General features: G+C 51.8%; 17 protein-coding genes and 1 pseudogene. 6 read left to right on the top strand and 12 right to left on the bottom strand.

The genetic code is table 11. The annotated features are described in order from the left end of the window. Nucleotides 1-4 precede the first annotated feature (4 nt). From GJ700_RS03045 to GJ700_RS03035, 3 genes are all read right to left on the bottom strand, one after another. On the bottom strand, nucleotides 5-2,227 hold the full coding sequence (locus tag GJ700_RS03045; RefSeq protein ID WP_154371189.1) for a TnsB C-terminal domain-containing protein: 2,223 nt from the start codon (nucleotides 2,225-2,227) through the stop codon (nucleotides 5-7). Beyond that, complete coding sequence (locus GJ700_RS03040) at nucleotides 2,215-3,222, bottom strand: TnsA endonuclease N-terminal domain-containing protein (protein ID WP_195763763.1); 1,008 nt, start codon at nucleotides 3,220-3,222, stop codon at nucleotides 2,215-2,217. The genes GJ700_RS03045 and GJ700_RS03040 overlap by 13 nt, the downstream gene beginning before the upstream one ends. A 142-nt stretch (nucleotides 3,223-3,364) precedes the next feature. After that, entirely contained in the window at nucleotides 3,365-3,655 is a 291-nt protein-coding gene (locus tag GJ700_RS03035) for a hypothetical protein (protein WP_229506773.1), read from the bottom strand. A 398-nt stretch (nucleotides 3,656-4,053) separates the two neighbouring features. On the opposite strand from GJ700_RS03035, the gene GJ700_RS03030 reads away from it, so the two are divergent. Both GJ700_RS03030 and GJ700_RS03025 read left to right on the top strand, forming a co-directional pair. Next, a complete protein-coding gene (locus GJ700_RS03030) occupies nucleotides 4,054-4,722 on the top strand; it encodes a hypothetical protein (protein ID WP_154371187.1) in 669 nt (222 codons plus the stop codon). 643 nt (nucleotides 4,723-5,365) lie between these two features. Beyond that, nucleotides 5,366-6,748, top strand: coding sequence for an AbiJ-related protein (locus GJ700_RS03025; RefSeq protein ID WP_154371186.1), 1,383 nt, complete (start codon nucleotides 5,366-5,368; stop codon nucleotides 6,746-6,748). A gap of 492 nt (nucleotides 6,749-7,240) precedes the next feature. On the opposite strand, the gene GJ700_RS03020 is transcribed toward GJ700_RS03025, so the two are convergent. Together GJ700_RS03020 and GJ700_RS03015 are read right to left on the bottom strand one after the other, a co-directional pair. Beyond that, nucleotides 7,241-7,459, bottom strand: a complete 219-nt coding sequence (locus GJ700_RS03020) for a hypothetical protein (RefSeq protein WP_154371185.1) — start codon at nucleotides 7,457-7,459, stop codon at nucleotides 7,241-7,243. Between the two features lie 96 nt (nucleotides 7,460-7,555). Further along, on the bottom strand, nucleotides 7,556-7,816 hold the full coding sequence (locus GJ700_RS03015) for a helix-turn-helix domain-containing protein (protein WP_154371184.1): 261 nt from the start codon (nucleotides 7,814-7,816) through the stop codon (nucleotides 7,556-7,558). Nucleotides 7,817-7,950: 134 nt separating this feature from the next. On the opposite strand from GJ700_RS03015, the gene GJ700_RS03010 reads away from it, so the two are divergent. Together GJ700_RS03010 and tnpA are read left to right on the top strand one after the other, a co-directional pair. After that, nucleotides 7,951-8,268 carry a hypothetical protein gene (locus GJ700_RS03010; RefSeq protein ID WP_154371183.1) on the top strand — a complete coding sequence of 106 codons (318 nt, stop codon included), beginning with the start codon at nucleotides 7,951-7,953 and terminating at the stop codon, nucleotides 8,266-8,268. 1,522 nt (nucleotides 8,269-9,790) lie between these two features. Next, nucleotides 9,791-10,383 (top strand): annotated as a pseudogene (gene tnpA, locus GJ700_RS36400) (IS66-like element accessory protein TnpA). Nucleotides 10,384-10,796: 413 nt separating this feature from the next. Here tnpA and GJ700_RS02995 read toward each other — a convergent pair. The 7 genes from GJ700_RS02995 to qatA all read right to left on the bottom strand — a co-directional run bounded on the left by GJ700_RS02995 (nucleotide 10,797) and on the right by qatA (nucleotide 18,208). Further along, entirely contained in the window at nucleotides 10,797-11,867 is a 1,071-nt protein-coding gene (locus GJ700_RS02995; RefSeq protein ID WP_154371182.1) for a phage exclusion protein Lit family protein, read from the bottom strand. Nucleotides 11,868-11,949: 82 nt separating this feature from the next. Continuing rightward, nucleotides 11,950-12,528, bottom strand: coding sequence for a hypothetical protein (locus GJ700_RS02990; RefSeq protein WP_154371181.1), 579 nt, complete (start codon nucleotides 12,526-12,528; stop codon nucleotides 11,950-11,952). Beyond that, a complete protein-coding gene (locus GJ700_RS02985; RefSeq protein ID WP_154371180.1) occupies nucleotides 12,515-13,216 on the bottom strand; it encodes a hypothetical protein in 702 nt (233 codons plus the stop codon). Before GJ700_RS02985 ends, GJ700_RS02990 begins: the two co-directional genes overlap by 14 nt. 42 nt (nucleotides 13,217-13,258) lie before the next feature. Beyond that, on the bottom strand, nucleotides 13,259-14,047 hold the full coding sequence (gene qatD, locus GJ700_RS02980) for a Qat anti-phage system TatD family nuclease QatD (protein ID WP_154371179.1): 789 nt from the start codon (nucleotides 14,045-14,047) through the stop codon (nucleotides 13,259-13,261). Nucleotides 14,048-14,058: 11 nt separating this feature from the next. Then, nucleotides 14,059-15,444, bottom strand: coding sequence for a Qat anti-phage system QueC-like protein QatC (qatC, locus tag GJ700_RS02975; protein WP_154371178.1), 1,386 nt, complete (start codon nucleotides 15,442-15,444; stop codon nucleotides 14,059-14,061). Next, entirely contained in the window at nucleotides 15,441-16,280 is an 840-nt protein-coding gene (qatB, locus tag GJ700_RS36030) for a Qat anti-phage system associated protein QatB (protein WP_308700644.1), read from the bottom strand. The genes qatC and qatB overlap by 4 nt, the downstream gene beginning before the upstream one ends. Continuing rightward, nucleotides 16,280-18,208 (bottom strand): Qat anti-phage system ATPase QatA, encoded by a 1,929-nt coding sequence (qatA, locus tag GJ700_RS02965; RefSeq protein WP_154371176.1) that lies wholly within the window; start codon nucleotides 18,206-18,208, stop codon nucleotides 16,280-16,282. The genes qatB and qatA overlap by 1 nt, the downstream gene beginning before the upstream one ends. 156 nt (nucleotides 18,209-18,364) lie before the next feature. On the opposite strand from qatA, the gene GJ700_RS02960 reads away from it, so the two are divergent. Together GJ700_RS02960 and GJ700_RS02955 are read left to right on the top strand one after the other, a co-directional pair. Continuing rightward, entirely contained in the window at nucleotides 18,365-20,161 is a 1,797-nt protein-coding gene (locus GJ700_RS02960) for an ATP-dependent nuclease (RefSeq protein WP_154371175.1), read from the top strand. Further along, complete coding sequence (locus tag GJ700_RS02955) at nucleotides 20,154-21,926, top strand: ATP-dependent helicase (protein WP_371867802.1); 1,773 nt, start codon at nucleotides 20,154-20,156, stop codon at nucleotides 21,924-21,926. The genes GJ700_RS02960 and GJ700_RS02955 overlap by 8 nt, the downstream gene beginning before the upstream one ends. The last annotated feature ends 70 nt before the right edge of the window (nucleotides 21,927-21,996 follow it).

Genomic DNA, 21,996 nt, shown 5'->3' with positions numbered 1-21,996 from the left:
TGCCTTAGCGATTTTTGGCATCGATGATTCTCTTCATGATCTCTGTGTAGCGGCTTGGCGCATTGCCTGTAGCAGGAACTGCTGGTGGTGATGCCGTAGTACGAACGGCAGAAGTGATCTCGCTGCCGCCGTGCGTTTGCCCTTCCATCTTGCGCGATTCAGACAGCGAAGGCATTGGGCCGTTGGCTTGTCTCAATGCCTCGGCGGTCATGGCTTTGGCGTTGTTGACGAGTTCATTATTCTTGTGATGCAGACGCATTTTCGTTTGAGTACGATCATGTTCAGTTTCTGGATGACTTAGCTTGCTGTACGCAAAAGCATCCTCCACCTCTTCGTACGTTTGTGTCCTGGTTGCGTTAGCCTGCTCGCTGAGTTGAAGTTCCCACAGCCCAGCGCCGCCCATGTTGGGAGTCCAAATGCGTGATACGGATCCAGGAAAGTGGTACGCCGGGATTCTCCAACTGTTGAAGTTGCGTGCCTCGGCAGTCCATTGGGCAGCTTTCGACTCTTCTGATGCATAGAACAGGTTTTGGAAATTGATTCCTTCCCGAGTCACCGTAGCGTGTTTTTCTGGCAGCAGTTTGCGGACTAATTCTGAATGAGAGAAGTGGCGCGACATTCCGATACCGACAGCATGGCCCCATCGCCAAAGGCCTGCCGGGGACGGCACGACACCGGCCGCAATCATGTCCGTGTCGAGGCGTTTTTCACGGTTGGCGATCAGGTTGTATTCGGTATAAATGTTGTGTAGATAGTTGGCGTATTCGCTGAGCGTGAAAACTCCAGCATTGGGATCAAATTTGCGTAATTCATATTCTGCCCGCCGGGCATCAATCGCACCCGGTATCCAGGACTGATGATCTTTTGTGATCCGGTGTTGAACCTCGACGATGCCTTTCAGGTCCGGCCGGTAAGGCGGGGTGAAACTTGCGCGCTCAATAAGATGGTACGCAGTCTCTTTGGCCGCCAGACTGATGTATTCTCCTCGGTCCCATAGGACAACGGCAGGCAGGCATGGGTGTGGATAAAGCGACGGCATTACCTCGTAGCCCCAAAGTTCGCCAAGTAAATCGGGAGCAGTAATGGCGCTGTATAAACTGACTTTCGCCGTGTCCCAGCTGGGCCCTGCAAGGCAAACATAAAAGCCCACAATTGCCGTGGACCATACGTCAACGACGGTGTACACGATAGGCCTGCCTATGATCCATGCGCGGTTGATGCTGGAGCGTAGATAGATGTCCCCAATGGTCGAATCAATGGCCCAGGTGTGGCCGGGGCCAGCTACGCCCTTCCAACTGCGGCCGACCATGCCTCGCAGGCTACGTTTAAAGTGGCCCAAGGTCGTCATTTGCTGAAGGCGCTGAAGTTTAGGAATCTCAACGTACAGCACCCGGCGTACCTGTGTCTTGTTCGGGTAGTCTCCAAGCTTCAACGGCATAGGGTGCGCTACACCATCCTCTTCTTGAAAGTGTGTAGTAAAACCATGGGCAAGAATTTCTTGATAACGCCTCGGAAACTTCGGTTTGGGCGAACGAATCTTTTTGTCTGCCATGAGGATACGCTGTCGCCATACGGCGTTCATTCCTGGCTGGACCTCCACATAGGGCTGACCGGTACGTTGTGCCATGCGCTGCATGTTGGTTTTTCGCCCCGCCTTTTTTCTCATGTCGGGCGAACAGTCCCTTACTTCACCAGGCGCGCCACACAAGTCAAATCGTCCCGCCAGGCTTTCTGCCGAAAAGCCATAGCGGCACAGCAGGGACCAGCATTTGTAGACAAGGTAGCGGCTGACGTTGTGTTCGGCAGTTGTTTTGGTTACCAGAGGGCCGAGAGTATGGTGTTGAAGAATCGAGGTTCGCAGTACATCGAATTTTAGGAAATCAGCCATGATCCTTCGGCGCACTTCGAAGCGATTGACGCTTGCCGGGGACACTTTGAAGTTTCTTCTTTCCAGTTCAACGAAGCGCAGCGAATTGGATTCGATTAATTGGTCGAGTGTTGTTGTTTCCAGCCACAGTAACTGGCCACAAAGAGGAGTTGGCCCTTTGCGTTTTTGGGGCGGTTGCCCGCCTTCCACTGGCCCAAATGATGAGGCGGGTTCGCTTGCTCTGTCGAGACGGACAAGTACCGTGCAGTTGGCTGCGACTTCGTTCAATACGACTCGGTAAAGACCATCGAGTTCGCCGGTCAAAATGTGGATGGTCTGGTTATGCATCAGTGGTCCCATGCTGTCCTCCCCGAGACGATCGGATTTCGGGCCCAGAACGCTGCTGGCGAGACGAGGAGGAATGGTGCTGAAGCACGCCAGCTGCGGTGCAGATCAAATGGCAGGCGGCCAGTCCATACCGCTTGCCAGAACGCATATTGCGCGGTCTGCGGACAGCCGCATTCTTGAGTGATCCGTCGAAGGATCTGCGTCAGGTTTTTTCGATCGAAGTCTTGCGCCTGATTGCCCACCCATTGCAACAGTGCGTCGTTATGGTTTTCACCCAATGCCCAGTGACTGACGCTCTTAAGTAGGTCAGCCACCCGGTCCTCGTAGAGCTGGGGTGTGATAAGCAACCAGGGGACATTGCGACAGATCCAGTACTGCCGTTCCAGGTTGAGTAATTCCAACTTGCGTCGAGTCATCCATCCAACGGATGGCTTCACTGAAATGGCTAGTAGCTTGAAATGGCCGTCAGGTTCTTTCAGCGTCAGCAGTAAGTCCGTCGTCATAATCCAGGAAGAAGATATTCCAGCTTCGCTGGAAATCGGATGCTTCATCTGCAGGCGCTCGGCCAGTTCGATCGTGCCAGGGGCCCATTCGCGCACAGAACCGGCCTGATAGCCATTGAGCTCGTGTTGTGCCAGCTGAAGATTCAGAGGGAATTGTTCCCGAATATCGACCACGCTCGGATGCATGGTCGAGAATAAGAAGGCCACCAGTTCCAAATCGGACAGAAGTTCACGTTGTCTGCCATGCCAGATTTGGAGATGCGACCGACCGTGACTTGATGGGTCAGAGCGGTTGACACGGTGCCATGGTATGTACTGCTCGTAAGTGCCGGTACCACGGCATTGTGCTGAAAACCTCTTGAGAAGGCTGGGGGGAAATTTCGGCCCTTTTTTCATTTTTTTCTCTCTGTGCAGAATAGACGAAGGCAACACATGGCGTTCCGCAAGTGAGCGAGAAGGGGTTTTTCTAGCTTCAGACGCACGTGTCCATACCAGTGTTGCCAAGGCACCCTGGTTCATTGACATGGGAGGCAGAGAGGGGAGATACTTGGTGTGTCTAGTACCCGTATCACCAAAACCCGTGAGTTAGCCGCTCACGGGTTTTTCTTTGCCGATTCGAATTGCTGCTGCTCGCTTGCTTAGATCTTCATTTTTCTTCCTCGCTCGGTGGTTTCGTTAGCATCGCAGTTTTTCCTCGTTGAGCGGCCACCCACTGGGCTACTTCCTTCGTCAAGGCGAACTTTCCCCGCCGCTTCTCTATGTTGAAGATTGGTACAGGAATAGTGTTGCGGACGATGGCCTGGCGAAAGGCGGCGGATGAGGGATAGCCGAGTGCCTTGCGTAGGCAATCCCCCGTCATCATTGGTCCATGCAATTGCAGAAGATCCTGCTCTAGCTGTGTTGCAAAACATCCACTGCAGTTGTGCATTACGTCCATAAAGTCACACGTAGTCACATGAAAAACATAATGCAATTTTAGGGCCGGAATATGGCACTGGAAAACCTAAACGTTTACGGTTAAAGTCGCTTTTTTTTTACAAATTCAATTTTCACTAAGTGACTGATTTTATTTGATTTTTCCCTTGGCTCTCTGAGCCTATAATACTTAACTCGTTTGCGAATTATCACCGAAGGGACAAGATGCCGCGTGCACAGAGGCGAGACGATCCAGTTGACAGAACGAGAACGATATTCTGGTTTGAGTATTTGGCGTCCAGGATAGGTTCGCCGCGTCCTCGCGATGTTCAGCGCCGGGTTACTCCGCACGCAGAGGTAGATGCGCATGGGGGAAGAATCAAAAACAATACTTTTTTACTTTATTCCCGAGGCGACCATGTGCCCCGTGCTGATGTCGTGCAGAAAGCAGATATGCTTTACCCTGGCTCGGCAGCTGTCTTAAATCATGTGATATGGGAAGTGCTCAGAACCGGAACATCTGTTGAGAAGAAGGCGCGGACTTGGGTCGGGCAACTCGATCCTGGCATTCAGAAGGCCGTGGTCAAGGCCGGGCGACAATTTGGGGATGATAGCCGTACGCTCAAGATGCTGGAAAGACGCCCTGGTTTGGATAGCCTGGCAGTATTGGTAATCCTTTTCCGCTCGTACCGTGAGACTGAGAACGCCAAGGACAATCCACGCTCGGCGGAGGGAGTCCAAGCGTGGGGGTACGCTTGTGCAATTTTACGTATGTTGTTCACGCTCGGGCCAGCTTTCGCCACTGGCAAAGTGCAGAAGACAGTGTTCGAGCTGTTTGTTCAGCGTGTTTTTTCTGGCTTGACCAGCTTTTGGGGCGCGCAGATGCGCGTCGAAGATTTCGATTACGTTAAAGCCGTCCAGCAGTTACAGAATTTTGCGACGCAAGCGCAAATTCATGATGGGATGCCGTTGCATCAAGGCGCGCCTCTTAGTGATAACGATTTATATCGTTTGACAGTGTTGATTCATGATCTGCTGCATCAGGCTGCTTTCAACGGTCAAAGGGAGGTCGAGGTAAACCACTTTTAAAGCGCCGCACGCGTAATGGCCGCTTCTACCGATTGCCCAGCCGATGTTAGCTGGCAACTGCATCTGCTGATAGTGAGGACGTGAGGGACATGGTACGGGCCCCAAGCTTGGGCTGCTTGACACGCTTTGTGAAATGTTCAGAAAAATGCCTACTGCAGCAGGGTCTCACCTCATAGAGGGGCCAGACTTACTTTGCTATGCGGACCAGACTTACTTTGCTTTTTCACCGAAATGTTCCTAGGAATGGCTTCATTCTGGCTCTCTTGAGCTGATATTGGTGCCACTAATGCACTGAGCATACGGCGCTTGTACTCATGAGCCCGCCGAAAAAGGGGGCCGACGTCGAACTCATTGCCGATCGCCTTACAGCCTATTTTAAAGATCTGAACACTATTGCGATGGGACCGGAAAAAACTTCTGCCAACGCATCGTAGCGGTTCCCACTTGGCGTTCGCCGCGGCGCAAGCGCCAGGCAAAAGGCGCCAAACGCCCGCCAGCCCGCGAGGCAGGTTAGACTGAGCGGCAGCGGCTAGGCGAACAGGCGTCCGCAACGTAGTGGCATGACCGGAAGGCGCAACTCGCGCCGAACGCCAGAGCGCAACTAATCGCGGCAACTTCGCTTTAGGGAAAGGGGAAAAGGGCATTGCAAGCCGAAGGAATACGCAAAATAGACGCAGTGCACCTGCGCGAGATTCTGCATGGAGAGATCACCGGCCTGACTGCGGTGGTCACACATGCCAAGATCCCCCTGCTATGCGCAGACCTCGGTATTCCCGTTCCTCCCGACGACATGTCGAAAAGGGACCGACTGGAATGGGCAATCAGCCAGGTCAGTGATGCCGATCTGGCTGACGTGGCCGAGCGCTTCCTCGTGACGCGATCCCCCACTCCCGCAGTGCGGATTAGCTTAGAAGACATGCTCTGGGCCGGCGATGGCTGCCCAGAGATTTCCAAGCGCTGCCGTCGGGATATCGCTCGTGCCCTCGCTCCCGAAGACCTCTATACCTGCGCCAAGGGTTTCGACAAAATGCTGGATACCCTGTGGGACCTTGGCACAGACCCGTGGTCTGAAATATTCGGAGGGGCTCCCATCGGCCTGCGAGCCGAAGTGCAACGTCATGTTCACCAACATCCCGGTGACTGGTCCGTCGAGACGCTTTTCGACAAGCTCGGGACGCTTGACGCGCAAGACCGCCGCTTCGCATATTTTCTGGAGGGACTGGCCTCGGCGAATGTTCGCCCAGACGAGCCGGCCCAGCGCCACTTCGTCGACGTCGTCAACGGCGTACTGCATGGTTACGGCATGGAGCTTCGCGAAACCCGCTACGAAGATGGCTACCCCGTGTTCAGCCTCGTCTCGACGCGCCTAGGACCTCGCAGCCGTCCCAAAAACCTCATCTTCGCCTCGTCGACCAAGCCAGACCTGCGGCTGCGAGACGCGATCAGTAACGACATCGAGATCATGTCCGACCCTGGCGCGGTCTTGGTTTACGACCGGCCTATTGGCGCCGGCGGGTTGACGTGGGCAGAGTTGCAAAACTGGTGGGCAGAGACGGAGGGAATAGCGGAACCGGGCGAAGCCAAGAAGTCACTTTTCAAGCGCTTAAAGTCCTGCTTACCGGCGACGTCACCGCCTCAATCCATGCTGTTCATGGCGTACTTCGAGACGTTCGGCAAGGCGGTCCCGCAGCTGCCCGCGCTTCTTCCAGAAGTCTGGCTGCACTGGGACCCGCAGACCGTCAAGCAACGCGGGGCCGATGCCTTGTTTCGGTTCCGTATGGACTTCCTACTGCTGATGCCCCATGGAGTAAGGGTGGTTATCGAGGTCGACGGGAAGCAACATTACGCGGACTCAAGCGGCAGGGCGGATCCCGGCCTGTACGCCACGACCATGGCGGCTGATCGTGATCTAAAACTGGCCGGCTACGAAGTTTTCAGGTTCGGTGCGGCGGAACTAAGCGGGCCCGACGCGGGACCGATGGCGAAGGCATTCTTCACAGATTTAATAAAGCGCTACGGCGGATAGGTTAGTAGCAGCGAAAAATATACCGGCGGGGAAACGACCACCGTACGGCTTTTCATTACCCAGAACTAGGGAAAGATGCTAAAGGGCAAAATTTACGCCCCGCTACTAGCAGCGGCAGGTTCGCTGAGTGCATCGTCCGCAACGGCCAGATGATTGACGCCGCCATCGTCCAGGCACCGAAGCAATCGCTGAACAAGGAAGAAAAGCCTTCGTCGGGAGCATGTCAATTTCAGTTAATTTGGCGACTATCCGCTTAAATGGACGACTCGCAGCTCAATCAGCGACTTATGACTGGCTACCAGCTATATATCTACCGCGAAATCTGATCCTTTAGGCACGCGCGATTTCGTGTCTCTAGAACTGCTATCCATCCGAACCGCAGGCATGAAGAAGAGTGGAAGCTCAAGCCATTTGAACAATGCAGCAACGCTGAATTTCTCATCCGGGTCTCGCCTCCGTAGACGGTAAAACTTACTTTGATTTGGCCTAAACTTATTTGCTATTCCGCCGAAACACTCCGTTGAACGGCTTCATCCTGGCCCTCTTGAGCAGATACTGCCGCTTACGCTCCGCGAGTTCAGTGAATGTATGCTTAAAACCATTTGTGAACGCAGCCTCCCACTCAGCAATGGTCGCACCTCTCACCACGGTGGTCGGATCCAAGGGAGAAGGAGAGCTGAAACGATTGGTCATCATCTGCGACGCTTTCATGGCGCCCTCGTATTTGCGGAAGTAGACAGCCTCAGTATAGCTCCCAACAGCCACACCCGCCCAGATAGCACCAGCGCAGGACCACTTCGGCACGCGTCAGGCGAGCCGCTTGGCCATATCCGAAAACATATCCGGATCGACCAAGTCCTTCAACGGCACACCAAGCGCTTCAGCCAACTGCCCCATATTATCAATTGAAACATTCCTGACGCCTCGCTCCACCTCACTGACATACGTACGGCTGAGCCCAGCGTTGAATGCGAGCGCCTCTTGCGACACTTCCTTCAGGCGTCGGACGCGTCGCAAATTCCTTCCAAAGATCTCTCGCGGGGTTGCTGTTGCATTGGGCTTTTCCATGCACCCAAGCATCTGTTCCCGTGAGCAGACAGTCCACCAACCATAGAAATCACAAAGACAACTATAAGTGACATTTCACGATATGTTAGTTATATTTAAGTTCCAAGCGGAAATTAATTGAATTCGAAGCAACTATGCGCACCTTGAAAACCTATGTGCCGGCTCTGGCCCTGGTGGCTGCAGCCACCGGATGCCAGCGGAGCCCCATCGACGTCAGCGAGCCCAAGACATACCAGTACTACATGGAACATTCTGACGAAACGAAAGTCGTAGCAGGCAAGTGCAGCGACTTTGAAAAGAAAGAGTTCAGCGTGCTACCACCCAGCAAACAGATGGCTTGGCGTGAAACGCCGACCGGCATTAACTGCGCTAATGCTCGAAACGCTGCGGCCACGCTGGTCATCACCGAACATCAACGCGGTCTGGCCGAAGCTGCGGCAAAGTACAAATAGGCCGCCACTTTACCCGTACACATAACAGGTACCGCTGTAAGCAGTTCACGGCTTTAAGCGTAATGCCAAGCAAAGACAGAAAAACATGACAGCGACCGTCCAATGCCCGGACTGCCATAGCCACGTTCATCCTCGGCTCTGGCACTACAAAAGTGCTCTCCCATTCCGCTATTTAAAAACCCAGCACCTATGCCCAATCTGCGGCGTTTGCATGTATGAATCCGGAGGACAACTTCATTGGACCGGCCACCTGTGGCTGTTCATAGTTCTGCTGCCGGTTTCAGTACTATGCAACCACTTCAACTGGCACGGAAAATGGGTTTCGCTGGCGGTAGCTGCCTACATCGGTTACCTGAGCTGGAAAGTAGCTGTAGCCGCTTATCGAACGTTATGCGCCGCAGGCAGGCAAGTCCTGGCATCGTGGCGACGGATACGCCGACACTGACGGCGGTTAGCTTTCCATATGCTCTAGAGACTGCGCAAAGGTGAGTGTTTTTGATAGGGCATCGGGACAAAGGTACGGGAATCTGCTCTTTCGCGCCGAATTAATAACCCATGTGCATGACTTACTTCTTCTTTAGATAAAAACTATTGGGTTTTAGTTTCCAATTGGAATATTTGAGCCGCCAGATCAAGAACTTGTCACTCATAGTTATCAAAAAGGCTCACCTCAAGCAAAAATCCACATTGTTCACGCAGCACGAGATAAAGGTGGAAACAGCTCGACGTCGCAGGATAACAAGCAGATTGCTCGAGCTGCGCCTTACTGAAAGAAACATCTCCGCTCAAATGCAGGACGCCATTCTGATTTCAGGCATTTCCGATGGCATCGAAAACCCTACCAACTAAAATGAGATCATGTCCGCTCATTGGCATCTTCTGCGTTAGCGGCGTCGGATCAAGACAACGAACCGCAAATAGGTTGACTATGCAAGTATCTGATCAATCGGCTCTGCCGGTCCCCGACGATTTTCCGTTGCCTCCGGAGGTTTTGGGATCGGTATCGGGCGCCGCCCCCAAGTTACTTTTAGTGAAAAGATGGTGCCCTGTATTCATCCGCAGGCCAAACCCGGGCTGAACGATGTAGCCGCTGGGCAATGTGCGAGGATCTGGCCAACCAACTCGCAACCGCGGCGCTGAATTCAAAAGCGGGCAAGCGAACGCACATGTCGGAGATCGATATCCTGGCGCAGTATCTGCCAAGGCTGATCGAAAAGAAATGGGCGTCGCCGCCTGAGTGCCGCTGGATTATTCGAAGGACCGCTTCGCTCTTGGATTGGCCTATACCCGAAGCAGCGACCTGCCTGTAGGGCATTTTCCTTAGCTGATTTTGCTAGTTTATCTGTACAGCTAAACTAGCAAAATCAGCTAAGTCAGACCGGCGGCCGGACGCATAACTTTGCCAAACGGCGAAGTTATGGTTCCAGTGTAAGCGTCCAGGCTGCACCGTCTAGACTTCATGCGGCAGCATCTCCGATGATTGAATCGAAGGCACAACAAATTTGTGCCCACAATTTCAATTATGGACACAAATATTGGATCGGACAGCAAGCAGCCTTCGCGCGGGCCTTACCGGCATCACAGCGAGGAATTCAAGCGGGCCATCGTAGCGCAATCGTTTCAGCCTGGTGTTTCGGTGGCGCGACTGGCGCGTGAAAACGGCGTGAATACGAACCAGGTGTTCGGATGGCGAAAGCGCTATGCATCCGACCAGGGCGCGGTGGATCAAATCAACGCGCCAGCCTTGGTTCCCGTGACCATTGTTGAACAAACCGGGCCCCAACTTTCCGGCAGCGATGATCGTCCGACGGCCATCATGGAGCTAACCGTTGGCCGAGCAAAACTGCGGGGGCGGATCGAGATCGATAACTCGGCCGCAGAGCGGGCGCTGCGCGGCATCGCACTCGGCCGCCGCAATACCTCTTTGCCGGGGCCGACAGCGGCGGAGAGCGGGCTGCGTCCATTTACTCCCTGATCGGCACGGCCAAGCTCAATGGTGTTGATCCTGAAGCCTGGCTGCGCCATGTACTGGCGCACATCGCCGATCATCCGGTCAATCGCGTCGACGACTTCCTGCCCTGGAACTGCGCGCAGCACCTCCCGGCTGGCAAATAAAGAAGGCTGGCCTGCGGCCAGCCATCATCAATCAAACTGCTGCTATGCTCAATACGGCGTTGGCTGGACGCTTACGTTCCAGTGACAAAAAAGCTCACCTCAAGCGAAGTCTCTGCAACTCTTACAGTACGAGCTAAGCGCTGGCAAAAGATCAAGTTAACGCTGCTTAGCAGGAAAACAAGTGGCCTGTTTTCAATCTGCCTAGATGGCTGGGGGGAGGCACACTAGCTGTTTAGCAAGGCAGTTTTACTTTAGTTAAATTGGCTAGTTTAGCTGTGCAGATAAATTAGCAAATAAGCCTAAGAAAAGCGCGCAATCTTGATGAAACAAAACTAACCTTCGAGCAGTATGGTGCAGTTGAGTGGCTCACGCCTGATTGCGGCAAGGGCATTGCTAAGTTTGACAAGGATTGACTACCAAGCAATACGTTCAATGTTGGTCCACCTTGGTAGATGCTTGTGGAGCATTTCAAAATGCTCCTTATAAGAATTTTGGCCCATTTCAGAAAGCCATTTCAGGTTGTTTGGCGTTCCAAAAATTCTCTCAATGGTGCTGTCGCCGAGCTGTACGCCTCGTTTGAAGACTTGCTCACGGTGTTCCTTTTCAATGCTGCCAAATCCATCTGCCAAGAATGCCATGTATAGGGCCTGCAGTCTGAATGGGTGGGGAGGATGAGTCCATTCGGATGGCGACCTGGCTCTCCATGATTCCGAATCCATGAAATAGAAATAGACAAATGCCATTTGAAGGCAGAAAACTGCCAACTCATACTTGTCAGGGACAAGGTTGGTAAACAGGAACCTACCTATCTCGTCAAATCTTTGGGATTCTAAATTAAAGGATGTAAAGGCGAATAGATGATCAAAGGCGAAGTTATCTGCAATAAGCTCGCGCGCTTGCGATTCAATAGAGCCAGCTTGGCTATTGCCAAACATTTCGTCAATGTTGATGGAGTCAATTAGCTCGTTGCGTTCACCATGATTATGCCAAAGATGACCCAGTTCATGAAGTATCACAAGTCGGTAGAGTAGGTTTGATGAAAACATGAAAATTACCTGCTGCTCGCGTTTTTTTATCCAGGGGTACTCGGTTTCATCCCACGAAAAATCTGCAGTTTCATCTAAAAGTGCGCGAGCAGTTTGAGCGTGTTGTGGAGTTTTCATGCTTTTGCGAAAATTCTCATTTAATTGTATGAGTGCGCCGGTTTCGACAATTCTCGCAGCAATCTTAAAGATTGCATCCAACATTCCTTTGTAGATAACAACTGCTTGTTCGGACCCGACCGATACGGCTTGCCGTCTAATGCTATCAGCGATGGCAAATTCTACTTTTCCATCGGTTAATAATTCGCAGAGCTTCTCAGCATCGTAGTTGAATAGCATAAAAAAAGGGTTGCTCTCAACGGACGCAACGTCGAGGAAAGATTCGCCAGTTTTCCGGAATCCGAGGCATTGTTCAAGTCGTGATCTTTTTTTGTTATCCATTCCTGTCATTTTCTATATGGCTCACGGCCATGTAATTTACATGGCTAGCAAATTCCGTCTTAAGTAACTGGTCCGTATGTCGTCAATCTTTATTAGCAATGATTAGATAACCACCCTCCCATACCCCTTTGAAACTAGAATCGATTTTGGCACACATGCGACTCTTTCCAGTTTTTTCGTCGAGCTTACACATCGTGACATCACTTCTGCCTCCTTTCCTCTCCAAGAACGTGATTTGTCTCTTTAACTCGTCGCGTTCCTCTCGAAGTGCCTGAATATCAGCGTTAGTAGGGGCTAAGATCCAGGTAACAGCGACAATCGATGCCGCGGCAATTGCTGTGATACCTAAGGCTGCTAGTGTGATTTTAATAACCACATGCTTTGATGCTCGTTGATATGTTGCTGCTGCGAGATCGGCTTGAACGTTCGCTTCGCTAAAGTGGCTAGCCAGTTTGTTAGCGGCTCCATCAACGGAGTTTTGTAGCGACTTATCGACTCTTTGCGCCATTTCACCAGGTAGCTGGCGAGTCATTTGATCTAGCGTTCTTTGCGAGTACTTTAGCTGCTCCACCGCAGCGTGGATGGCGTCTTGATCACGCCGTGCCATCTCAAGTAAAGTCCCGAGAGTGTCGTGAACGGTATTTTTATCAAGGGCCGTCATAAGATAATCCTTGGTCGTACGAGCGATCGTGACTTTGAGCTGTCAGTTGATGCTCCAATTGTATCTGACGTTGAAGATAAACATCGTGAAGTTTATTTAGCGTAAGCCCTAGGTCACGAAGATCCTCGACCACCACATAGCTAATATTTCCGTTGCTATCTACAGACACAACTATACCGCCTGAAGAACCTTTAATGGAGCCTTGCGCCAGCGCTACTACATTAAGGTATCGATCATAGAGGGTGGAGTAATCAGATTCGGAGTGAGCCTCAGTGATCATTGAATTGATAAAGGAATGAATATTTATTTCAGGCTGATGGGTGTTTCTGAAATCTAAATACGGAACAATTCGTACGTTGAGTGCTTTTTCTTTGCTCAATGACCCGATAAACCAGTGAACCTGACGGGATAGTGGTATGAGATCCTGATGTTCTGCAACTGACAAAGTGCGTGACAAATGTTCCAGCTTGGCGAACTCTTTATTGTCGTCGTTCTCGATACGCTTGAACTCTATTATTCGAAGAGTACGGGCTCCTCTTAATAATACGTCGCCAATACTGCGGTCTAGTGGGGTTTGCTGAAGTAGATTGACCGAAATTGGTAAATGCTCAGAATTATTTCTCTTACCTACACATATGCCAAGGCTGTAGAGAAAATTTCCTATAAAAATATTTTCGTAAATATCCATTGGGTAAAATAGGACTTAAATGGTGGCTGCCCGATCAGTGAATTAATTATTGGAGCCGTGCACGGTGTATGGAATATTTTTTTTCGAATTTTTCATTAAATTCGTTAGGTTTCGAATGATTAAAACCCGTGTTGCTTCAGGCGTGATATTTAATGCTTCTGCTAAGTTAGCGACTGTCGAAGCCACATCGACAGGTCTAGCAGGGCGATCAACATAGGTCACGAAAGGACCATCTGTTTCAGAAAGCAGACGATCTCGAGGGAGTTTGGTAATTAAGGATCTATGCTTTGGAGATTTGAGCATTTCGGAGTTGATTGAAAAGTAACAACCGAGCTCTGCTGCTCGCTTTGCCTCGGCTGCAGTACCAGTAAACCAATGCAAGACCGCTTGTCCGTGATGAGCAAATCTAAGCCGTTCCAAGTGCTGCAAAACTTTACCTACCGATCGAACACTATGTACGCTTAAAATTTTTCCACCCTGTTCGACACACGCAGAGATGATTCTCAAGAAAATGCGTTCTTGTTCCGGGAACGATGAGTAAAACTGCGGACCAGCATCCAGTCCTACTTCGCCAACATAGGGCGTATATTCAAGTAGCTTTTCAAAAAGGTTTACCTCACTGGCTCGCTCGGCAACGAGCTGAGGGTGCAGGCCTAATGCAACGCGCACAAATTTCGAAGACGCTGCTAATTCCTGATTGCGCTGCCATGCTTTCGGCGTAGTAGTCACGGCTAATGTAGCCACCTTAGCCTGATCGCATTCGTCGATAATAGCGAGGTGGTCAGCATAGAGGTCTACATGACAATGAAAATCAACCCACTCGGGACGCATCTATATCACCTTTACGCTAACGCTTTTGCCTGCACGCCAGCAAGCAGTACACCGACTTCGTGCAAACCGTCCACATAGACACGTTCGTATGCAGCTAACTCGCCAGAGTGGTCGGATAAGGGGCCTGGGACGTGAATGTCCCGCTTGGCACGTTCTGGCACTGCATTCAGTCGTGCTAACGCGAGTTGAAACGCTCGTATGTGCTCTCCCTCTGGTTTGGATGAGTCGAGTACTCGCGTACGCAGGCCCTGTAAGGTATACGGTGTTTCGTCCTCGTCTTGGCCAAAGCCGCGCAAAAGTGAGGCACGTCGAATCAAACAAGGGACGCAGTGCCCGCAATGTTGAATCTTGCGCATGGTTTGGTCGGGATGAAAACGGTATTTTGCTGGACCTGAACATGACATAGTCTTTGATGCGTGCATACGAAGGAAAGACATATCCTTACATTGCTCGACCATCTGCCCTTTGGTTATGTGCCTGTACCGATTATGGAGCGTCGCTTTAATTCCTAGCCCCTGCAATAGCTCATTGAATCGCGACATGTAGAACGGATGTGTCGTCCTTGTGCTGAGGGCTCCCAATCTTGATGGATCGAGAGGTACATTCAGCGATATTAAGCCGTTTTCTGGAACATGGATTGTGATGTCTTCCCCGATTGCAGAGGCCGCAAGAGCCGCCAGTGAAAAGAACAGGAACGATCGGCCTCGTAGCGTGTCTTCAGTGGTCGAAGAGGTCACTGTTTCATGGTCGAAACCTACCCGACCAGTCATGTGGTTGCCTACAACAAGGCCCGGGAACCGAGTAGACAGTTCAGCGATGCATTCATTCTGGCGGCTTGCGGTGAGGGTATCCCAACGATGGCTGACGAGTAACGGGCTTTGGCCCTCGCAGAGTAAATCGACTGCACCGATGAAGCTGTCCAGCCCTCCAGAGAATAAGCAGACGGAAGTGGGAGATGTTGTCTTTAGATGTTCCGATTGGCGAGCTAGTTTTCTATATGCTGCTGGCCGCTCACGGAAGAAGATGCGCCAGTGGTCTCCTGTTAGGAAGCGTAGCATGTGTCCCAGACGCTGTTGCTGAGTGCGCCATAGTGCGGTATCGCTAACGGGAATAAATATATCGATCTCTCGGGTCCATCGGTCTTGGGAGTTTTCAGCTCGGCTAATGCGGGTGTCTGCAGCGGTTAACGCGGTAGCCAACACTACCAAATCAATCGCAACTTCCGTTGGCGTAAGCCCCATCTTGTCGAGCTGCGCCAGTGTCATTTCCAGACCGAAGTTGAGTTCGCCGGCGATATCGATGAAGTTAATGTCGGATAGCACAGTCCCGGCCATGATGGGCAGGGGCAAAGAATTAGCCTCGCTGCCTAGGCGGCAGTAGATGGTGTGATGTGTCATTCTGCTTCCTCTCCAGCCTCTTCGATCAAGCTGAACGCGGCCTCGTAGATCAAGTTGATCTTTGCGTCTAGTTGGCGATCGGTAAGGGTTCCTATCGCATCAAGCTCTGTCGCAAGATGGCTATGGCAGCAGCCGGCAATAAAGTCGTGCAGCTGCTCCTGGATTACCAACACATCGTTGACATTGTCGGGTAGCACAACACCTTTGGCACCAATGTCGCTAATGATGCGGCCTTCTATTGAACGTACAACGAAATCGAGAAAGAATTCCTTCAGTTGTGCTGGCGTGAGTGTGTCAAAGTCATTACTCCCTGCGTCGGCTTGGTCACCGATCGCTTCCATGAGCGCTTGTCGTGCTATTGCTTCGTCGATAGGGCCCCCGGGTGGGCAAATTACGTCTATTAAGCCGACGAAAATGGCCTCGACATTTTGCCCAGCCAAGCCCTGCAGACCGCGTACACGCAAGGTCTCATTGATACCCATGCGTTCTGCGTCACGTACAAAGGCAAGCAGTCGGCTTCCCGCAGCCTTTGTAGCCCCCATTCGTTGCGCGGCTTTTCGCGGTCCACCGGAACCTTTCACGTGTTGGCGTAGGGCTCCGCCGAGAGAACTCGAGCTTCTATTCTTTGCGAAATTTGAAAATTTGCTGCGTGCGCCTCTGAAAGTGCCAGCTGTGGTTGTATCTTGAGCTCCCAATGGAGTTGGCGTATCGGTGCCAGACGTGTCTTGCCCTGGTGGCACATTGCCTGAGGATTCGTTAGCAGCTGGAACCGGATCATCGATCCATGACGGTACAAGTCCGTTGGCAGGCCCCCCATAAGCTTTAGAGGTTCCCATCACTTGCCCTTCAGAAGCTTCGTCAATCCTGTAGCCGCACCGCGTAGTTTGGCATTTTCACTTTGGGTAGCCCAAGACTGGACGAGGGAATTAAACTCAGCTGCAACCGGTCCATCTGTGAAGATGGTGCCGAAATTGGAGATCCAAGCACCAATTTTATCCGTCGGCAGGCCTACCAAGAACTCATAGAGCCGGCGTTGCAACATGCCATGTTTTTGAACTACCAGGAGCAGGCCGTGTAAGCCCTTTGGCTCACGAGACAGGTCTTCACTCGTTTGGATGGTTACGGCTAATGCATCAAAGACCTGCTCCGGTTCGGTGCCCGATAATTTCGTGATCTCCTGATCCATGCCAGCTAGTTTCATCCTTGGCCCTATCAGACGATCGACTATACCTTGTAAGTGGCTGGCAGCGGCAAGTCCTCCCAAGTAACTGCGTTTGTCGCGAGTGGCAAACACGTATGGCCGCAGATCCACGTTTCCTAACGGCGGTGCAATGGCTGCCCAGCTCACGGTCCAGTCACTCCTCAACCACTCCGCGACGTCCGGATCGACCTCATCCATCTTGTCGGCATCCTTTGCCTTCGTACGCTCCTTCGTAGGGGGCGGGCTCACGCTTTTTTCCAGTTGCACAAGCGCAGCCGGCTTGCCATCCGGCGCTGTTACCGCAAGTCTGGCGATTTGTGAGTAGAAATTTGGGGCAAAGCTTTCTGCGAGCATAATCTTTGCCAACACAGGCATTGAGATATCATCTGCAAAGCCACGCTCTTGGGCCACCTGGTAACGAAGAGACATCGAGTTCAGGAAGCGCTTGATCTGTCGTGGATTTCCTCGGGTTCCTTCTGTCAGGATTGGAGTGATCTGTGTACTAATGCTGATGGGCTCAACAAATTTTTCGGGAACATTTCCACTGAATATCTGCGATACAGACATCATGTCAAGGCCGCGGCTCAACCATGGTCGCTTAAGCTCATTACGTGCTCCTTCCAGCAACTTTTTGAACTCGCTGTTATTCGCGCCCTTAGCGACTTCGGCCAGAAGAAGGGTGACGTAGATGCGCGTCTCCGCCAAGCCTAAGGCTGGGATACGGAAAGGGACTTGAATCAACTTTTCCAAGTAATTTCGTGCGTACGGTACCGGACCCATCGATGGCGGGAGGTCTGGGAAGTGTTTGCGTACTGCATATTCAATCATCACTTCATCGGCGCCGACGACGAAGGCCGTTTGAGGGACAGAAAGGAATAGTCGGATCGCTTCTAGTGTTGCGATCGCTGTTTCTGGGAGGCACCGGTCTAGGTCGTCAACGATGACGACGAGTTGTTCAACGTCAGCCGCCGCAATCAGTTCCTCGAACTCCTTTCGAAATTTGTGCATGTGCTCTGGGATGTGGTTTCCTTCTTTCTCCGCATCCTTCAGGTAATCCCCTGCGTCTTCCGCGAGTTCCTTCAGTTTATCGAATGAGAAGTCCTCTTTGGCCTTACCGAAAAGGGCCTGGACTCCCTGTGCGAGACTTTGGAACTGATCAGGAGTAGGGATGCCTGACATTGCAGTGAAAGCCAAGCCTCCGGATTTGCGTGCTAGCTTGAGCCAATCAACACGTTTTAGAACCTTTTTCGCGGCTTCAGCCACCTTCGTTGATGTTGGCTTTGCGCGCCGCAGCTCTTCAACGATCGTTTCGATAACGACTGTTTTGGCATCTTCAAATCCTTCAAACGTCCAGCCGTTGAACCAGATGCAGAGAGCCTTATCATCTTGCTTTAGCTCGGATGAGGCCATTTTTAACACGCTGGATTTGCCTGCTCCCCAGTCTCCGTGCACACCGATAGTTAAAGGCACAGCTGGCGTAGATCGGATGAGACGGACAATCGTCTTCGCTGCAGCCTCATAGTAGAGCATGTCTACTGCTGTTTCTTGGTCATTCAGATACATGGGGCCTTCCACGGACATGAAATGGTACTTTCAAGATGAAAGTAAAGTTTACTATTAGTCAACTTAATTGTATTCTTGCTGATGTGCAACAAGCAAGCTTGAGAAGCTGATGGACAGTTGTCGTTCTCGACGTTCTAAAATATTTGAAGCTTGGCGATGAAACTCACCCGCATTTACATCAGCAACTTCCGTAATTTCCGTGAAGTTGATATACCCCTCGACGGCAATATCGTCATCGTCGGCGAGAATCGTGTCGGGAAAAGCAATTTGCTTTATGCCTTGCGGCTCATTTTTGACCCGGGCTTGCCAGACAGCGCGCGTCAACTAGGGCAGGGTGATTTCTGGGATGGACTGGGCGAACCGCTTGAGGGCGAACAGATCACCATATTCGTTGAAATGCAAGAGTTCGAAGACGATCTTGACTTATTGGCCCAACTCACAGATTTCCGCCTAGATGATGACCCAGATACAGTTCGGCTCACCTACGAATTTCGCCCACTTCCTGGATTGGATGAATTTCCGGAGTCTGACGACGATTACGAGTTCCTTTGCTATGGGGGCGAGTCTGAATCAAGGCGGTTCGGCCACGAGTTACGGCGGCGCATCGCTATGGATGTCTTGCCTGCATTGCGTGATGCGGAGAGCGACTTGGCAACTTGGCGCCGATCTCCTCTTCGTCCCTTGCTGGAGCGTGCGTTCTCAGCTGTGCCACTCGAGCAGCTTCAAGATGTTAGAAATGCGGTCCGCGATGCAACAGGACAAGTAGCGACCTTCGATTCCGTACGGGACTTGGAGCAGCAATTGCGAGGGCTCTTCGCATCCATGAGTGGTCCAAAGCACGATATCGAACTGAGCATAGGTTTCGGCGTGACCGAAATAACTCGCCTTTACCGAAATCTTCAACTGCTTATCGATGGAGGACTGCGATCAATCAATGATGCCAGCCTAGGTTCGGCCAATGTGGCATTTCTCACTTTGAAGGTGCTTGAACTACTTCAGTTGATGAGTGAGAACCGTCGCGACCATTCTCTGCTGGCTATCGAAGAACCCGAAGCGCATCTGCATCCCCATCTTCAACGATCCGTTTATCGGTATCTGTTCAAGAAATTCGTTACAGAGAACGTAGATTACCCGCTATCACTGCTATTGACGACCCACTCACCTCATATCGTCAGCGTTGCACCACTGCGCTCCCTGGTGCTACTACGTGATGCGGGGCATGACGGTACTATTGCAACCTCAACTGCGTTAATTGAGCTTTCGGGCGATGAAGAGGATGACTTGGCACGTTACCTAGACGTTACTCGGGCAGAGATGCTATTTGCGCGTGGAATTATTCTGGTAGAAGGTGATGCAGAAAAATTTTTGGTGCCAGTCTTCGCAGCCTCGATGGGGCACGATCTTGACCATCTAGGTATCACAGTGTGTTCGGTAGCAGGGACGAATTTTAAACCCTATGCAAAGTTCCTTACTGCACTCGGCATTCCGTTTGCCGTCATCACTGACTGGGATCCTCGTGATGGACAACTTCCACTGGGCCACAATCGAGTGCTGCAGCTAATCAATGCAGTCGAGCTTCAGCGGACTGGTCAGGAGCCAATACAACTGCTCGCCGAGTTACGTGCGTTATCGAGTTACGCGCAGTTTGACCAACGGTGCGCACAGCATGGGATGTTTACTAACGTAAATACACTGGAAGTTGACTTGTTCGAGGGAGATTTTATCGAACCTATAGTTGAAGCCCTCCGCGAGGAGAACCTCAGTGTACAACGACAGAGATGGGTTACTGCTTGGGAGGAAGACCCGGACACCCTCAATCATGAAAACTATCTGAAACTGATCGAAGCTGTAGGAAAAGGCCGGTTTGCTCAGCGCCTCGCATCACGCATCGAAGGACTGGAGCCACCCAGCTATATTTCAGATGCCATCACTTATGTGGTCGGACGTGTCTGATCGAGCAGCCTATCTGCGCGCGGCAGCGCAACTCCGGGGTAATCCTGGGCAATGGGCAGCGTATGAAGCACGCGGCCATTGTGTAGTGCTGGCGGGGCCAGGAAGTGGGAAAACAAAAACGCTGACAACAAAAATGGCTCGCATGCTAACTGAGGACGTGCACGCACCTCGGGGTATTGCCTGCATCACGTACAACAATGAATGTGCGCGTGAACTCGAGGATCGGCTTGCTGCACTAGGTGTCCTGCACGACAAGCGGGTGTTTATCGGAACTGTACATTCATTCTCTCTCACGCAAATTATCTTGCCGTATGCTCAAGCGGCAGGACTCGGTCTTCCAATGAGCTTCGGCATTGCGAGGCGTGCTGAACAGCAGGCTGCGCTCTTAGAGGCGTTGGGCCGAACAAATATTCCGCAGAACCTAGAGTTCAGGCTGAATAATTATCGCCGTGCCTACCTGAACCGTGATACTCCCGAATGGCGCGAAGCCGACCCCAATCTTGCCGCCCTTATTGAGCGCTACGAAGCGGGATTACGTCGCCGAGGACTCATTGACTTCGATGACATGCCCTTGCTCGCAGTCCGCGCTTTGCGCTCCAATCAATGGCTGCAACGTGCGTTACTCGCCAAGTATCCAATACTCGTCGTTGACGAGTATCAGGATCTTGGCAGTGCATTGCATCGCATGGTAATGGGCCTTTGCTTTAGGACGGGCATGCGGCTGTTCGCGGTTGGTGATGTTGATCAGTCTATTTACGGCTTTACCGGTGCACGTCCTGATCTCTTGCGACGATTGTCCGAGCGCGCTGATGTTCAGACTGTTCGCCTCAGATTGAACTATCGTAGCGGCACGCGCATTGTGTCTGCGTCGCGCGTAGCGTTAGCAGAGGAGCGAGATTTTGAAGCTGCTAATGCTGATATGCAGGGGGCTGTTTTTATTCATTCCATGGCAGGAAACTATGAGAATCAGGCAGTTCGTGTGGTCCGGGACTTGTTACCCCAGGCATTCATTCGTCATCCTGGCCTAAACCTCGGTGACGTTGCTGTGTTGTATCCGGCAGCATGGATCGGGGATGCGATAGCCGATGCCGCGCAGGCGGCAGGTATTGCCTTTATCCGTACAGATGGCAACGCACTTTATCCGCGCTCCAGTCGGCTAATGCAGTGGTTGGAAATTTGTGCGCAATGGTGTTGTGGTGGCTGGAGGTCAGGTGATCCGCGGTTTGCCCGAATTCTTAGGGGAGGAGAACGTTTATTTGGAGAGTCGCTCAAGAGTGACCAACGAAGGCTTGAATTCCACCGCCTACTCATCTCAGTTCTATGGGGCCAACGCGACGAAGGTTTAAGGTTGCATTACTGGCTGGATCAATTGATAACACAGGTAATTCAGCCGTTCGGAAATAGTTGCGCATTATTGCGCGATGAACTCGAAACACTGGCTACTTTTGCGGCACGATTGTCAAAAGCTGGAGACCAACGGCACATGGTTCTGAGTGAATTGGCCGGCAACGGTACGCATCTGAGTCGCTTGACTTTGTCGACACTCCATAGTGCTAAAGGACGAGAGTTCGGATTAGTGTTTATGTTTGGATTAGACAACGGGCGTTTGCCCCGCAATGATGCCGACCATGATCAGCGAGCGGAGGCGCGCCGATTATTTTATGTTGGGCTGACGCGAGCGAAACAAGAGGTTCATTTGTTGCATACAACTGGTCGCACGTCGCCATTCGTTAGTGAAATTGAGCAGCATCTGGCTGCCGAATGAGCCCAATTCTGTTTACCAAATTCTGGATAGCTGAGGGAATCGCGTGCGTCTACAACTCCAATTACGCCAG

It is taken from the genome of Pseudoduganella rivuli (assembly GCF_009674485.1).
Classification (GTDB): Bacteria; Pseudomonadota; Gammaproteobacteria; order Burkholderiales; family Burkholderiaceae_D; genus Rugamonas; species Rugamonas rivuli_B.
This window is presented reverse-complemented; position numbering and strand designations above follow the sequence as displayed.

What these genes read in the sequence shown, in the direction of transcription:
- GJ700_RS03010 (WP_154371183.1), top strand. Translation starts at nt 7,951, where the DNA reads ATGCGCACCTTGAAAACCTATGTGCCGGCTCTGGCCCTGGTGGCTGCA.
- qatC (WP_154371178.1), bottom strand. Translation starts at nt 15,444, where the DNA reads ATGACACATCACACCATCTACTGCCGCCTAGGCAGCGAGGCTAATTCT.
- GJ700_RS03045 (WP_154371189.1), bottom strand. Translation starts at nt 2,227, where the DNA reads ATGGGACCACTGATGCATAACCAGACCATCCACATTTTGACCGGCGAA.
- GJ700_RS03015 (WP_154371184.1), bottom strand. Translation starts at nt 7,816, where the DNA reads ATGGAAAAGCCCAATGCAACAGCAACCCCGCGAGAGATCTTTGGAAGG.
- GJ700_RS03035 (WP_229506773.1), bottom strand. Translation starts at nt 3,655, where the DNA reads ATGGACGTAATGCACAACTGCAGTGGATGTTTTGCAACACAGCTAGAG.
- qatA (WP_154371176.1), bottom strand. Translation starts at nt 18,208, where the DNA reads ATGTATCTGAATGACCAAGAAACAGCAGTAGACATGCTCTACTATGAG.
- qatB (WP_308700644.1), bottom strand. Translation starts at nt 16,280, where the DNA reads ATGGGAACCTCTAAAGCTTATGGGGGGCCTGCCAACGGACTTGTACCG.
- GJ700_RS02985 (WP_154371180.1), bottom strand. Translation starts at nt 13,216, where the DNA reads ATGGATATTTACGAAAATATTTTTATAGGAAATTTTCTCTACAGCCTT.
- GJ700_RS03020 (WP_154371185.1), bottom strand. Translation starts at nt 7,459, where the DNA reads ATGAAAGCGTCGCAGATGATGACCAATCGTTTCAGCTCTCCTTCTCCC.
- qatD (WP_154371179.1), bottom strand. Translation starts at nt 14,047, where the DNA reads ATGCGTCCCGAGTGGGTTGATTTTCATTGTCATGTAGACCTCTATGCT.
- GJ700_RS02990 (WP_154371181.1), bottom strand. Translation starts at nt 12,528, where the DNA reads ATGACGGCCCTTGATAAAAATACCGTTCACGACACTCTCGGGACTTTA.
- GJ700_RS02995 (WP_154371182.1), bottom strand. Translation starts at nt 11,867, where the DNA reads ATGGATAACAAAAAAAGATCACGACTTGAACAATGCCTCGGATTCCGG.
- GJ700_RS02960 (WP_154371175.1), top strand. Translation starts at nt 18,365, where the DNA reads ATGAAACTCACCCGCATTTACATCAGCAACTTCCGTAATTTCCGTGAA.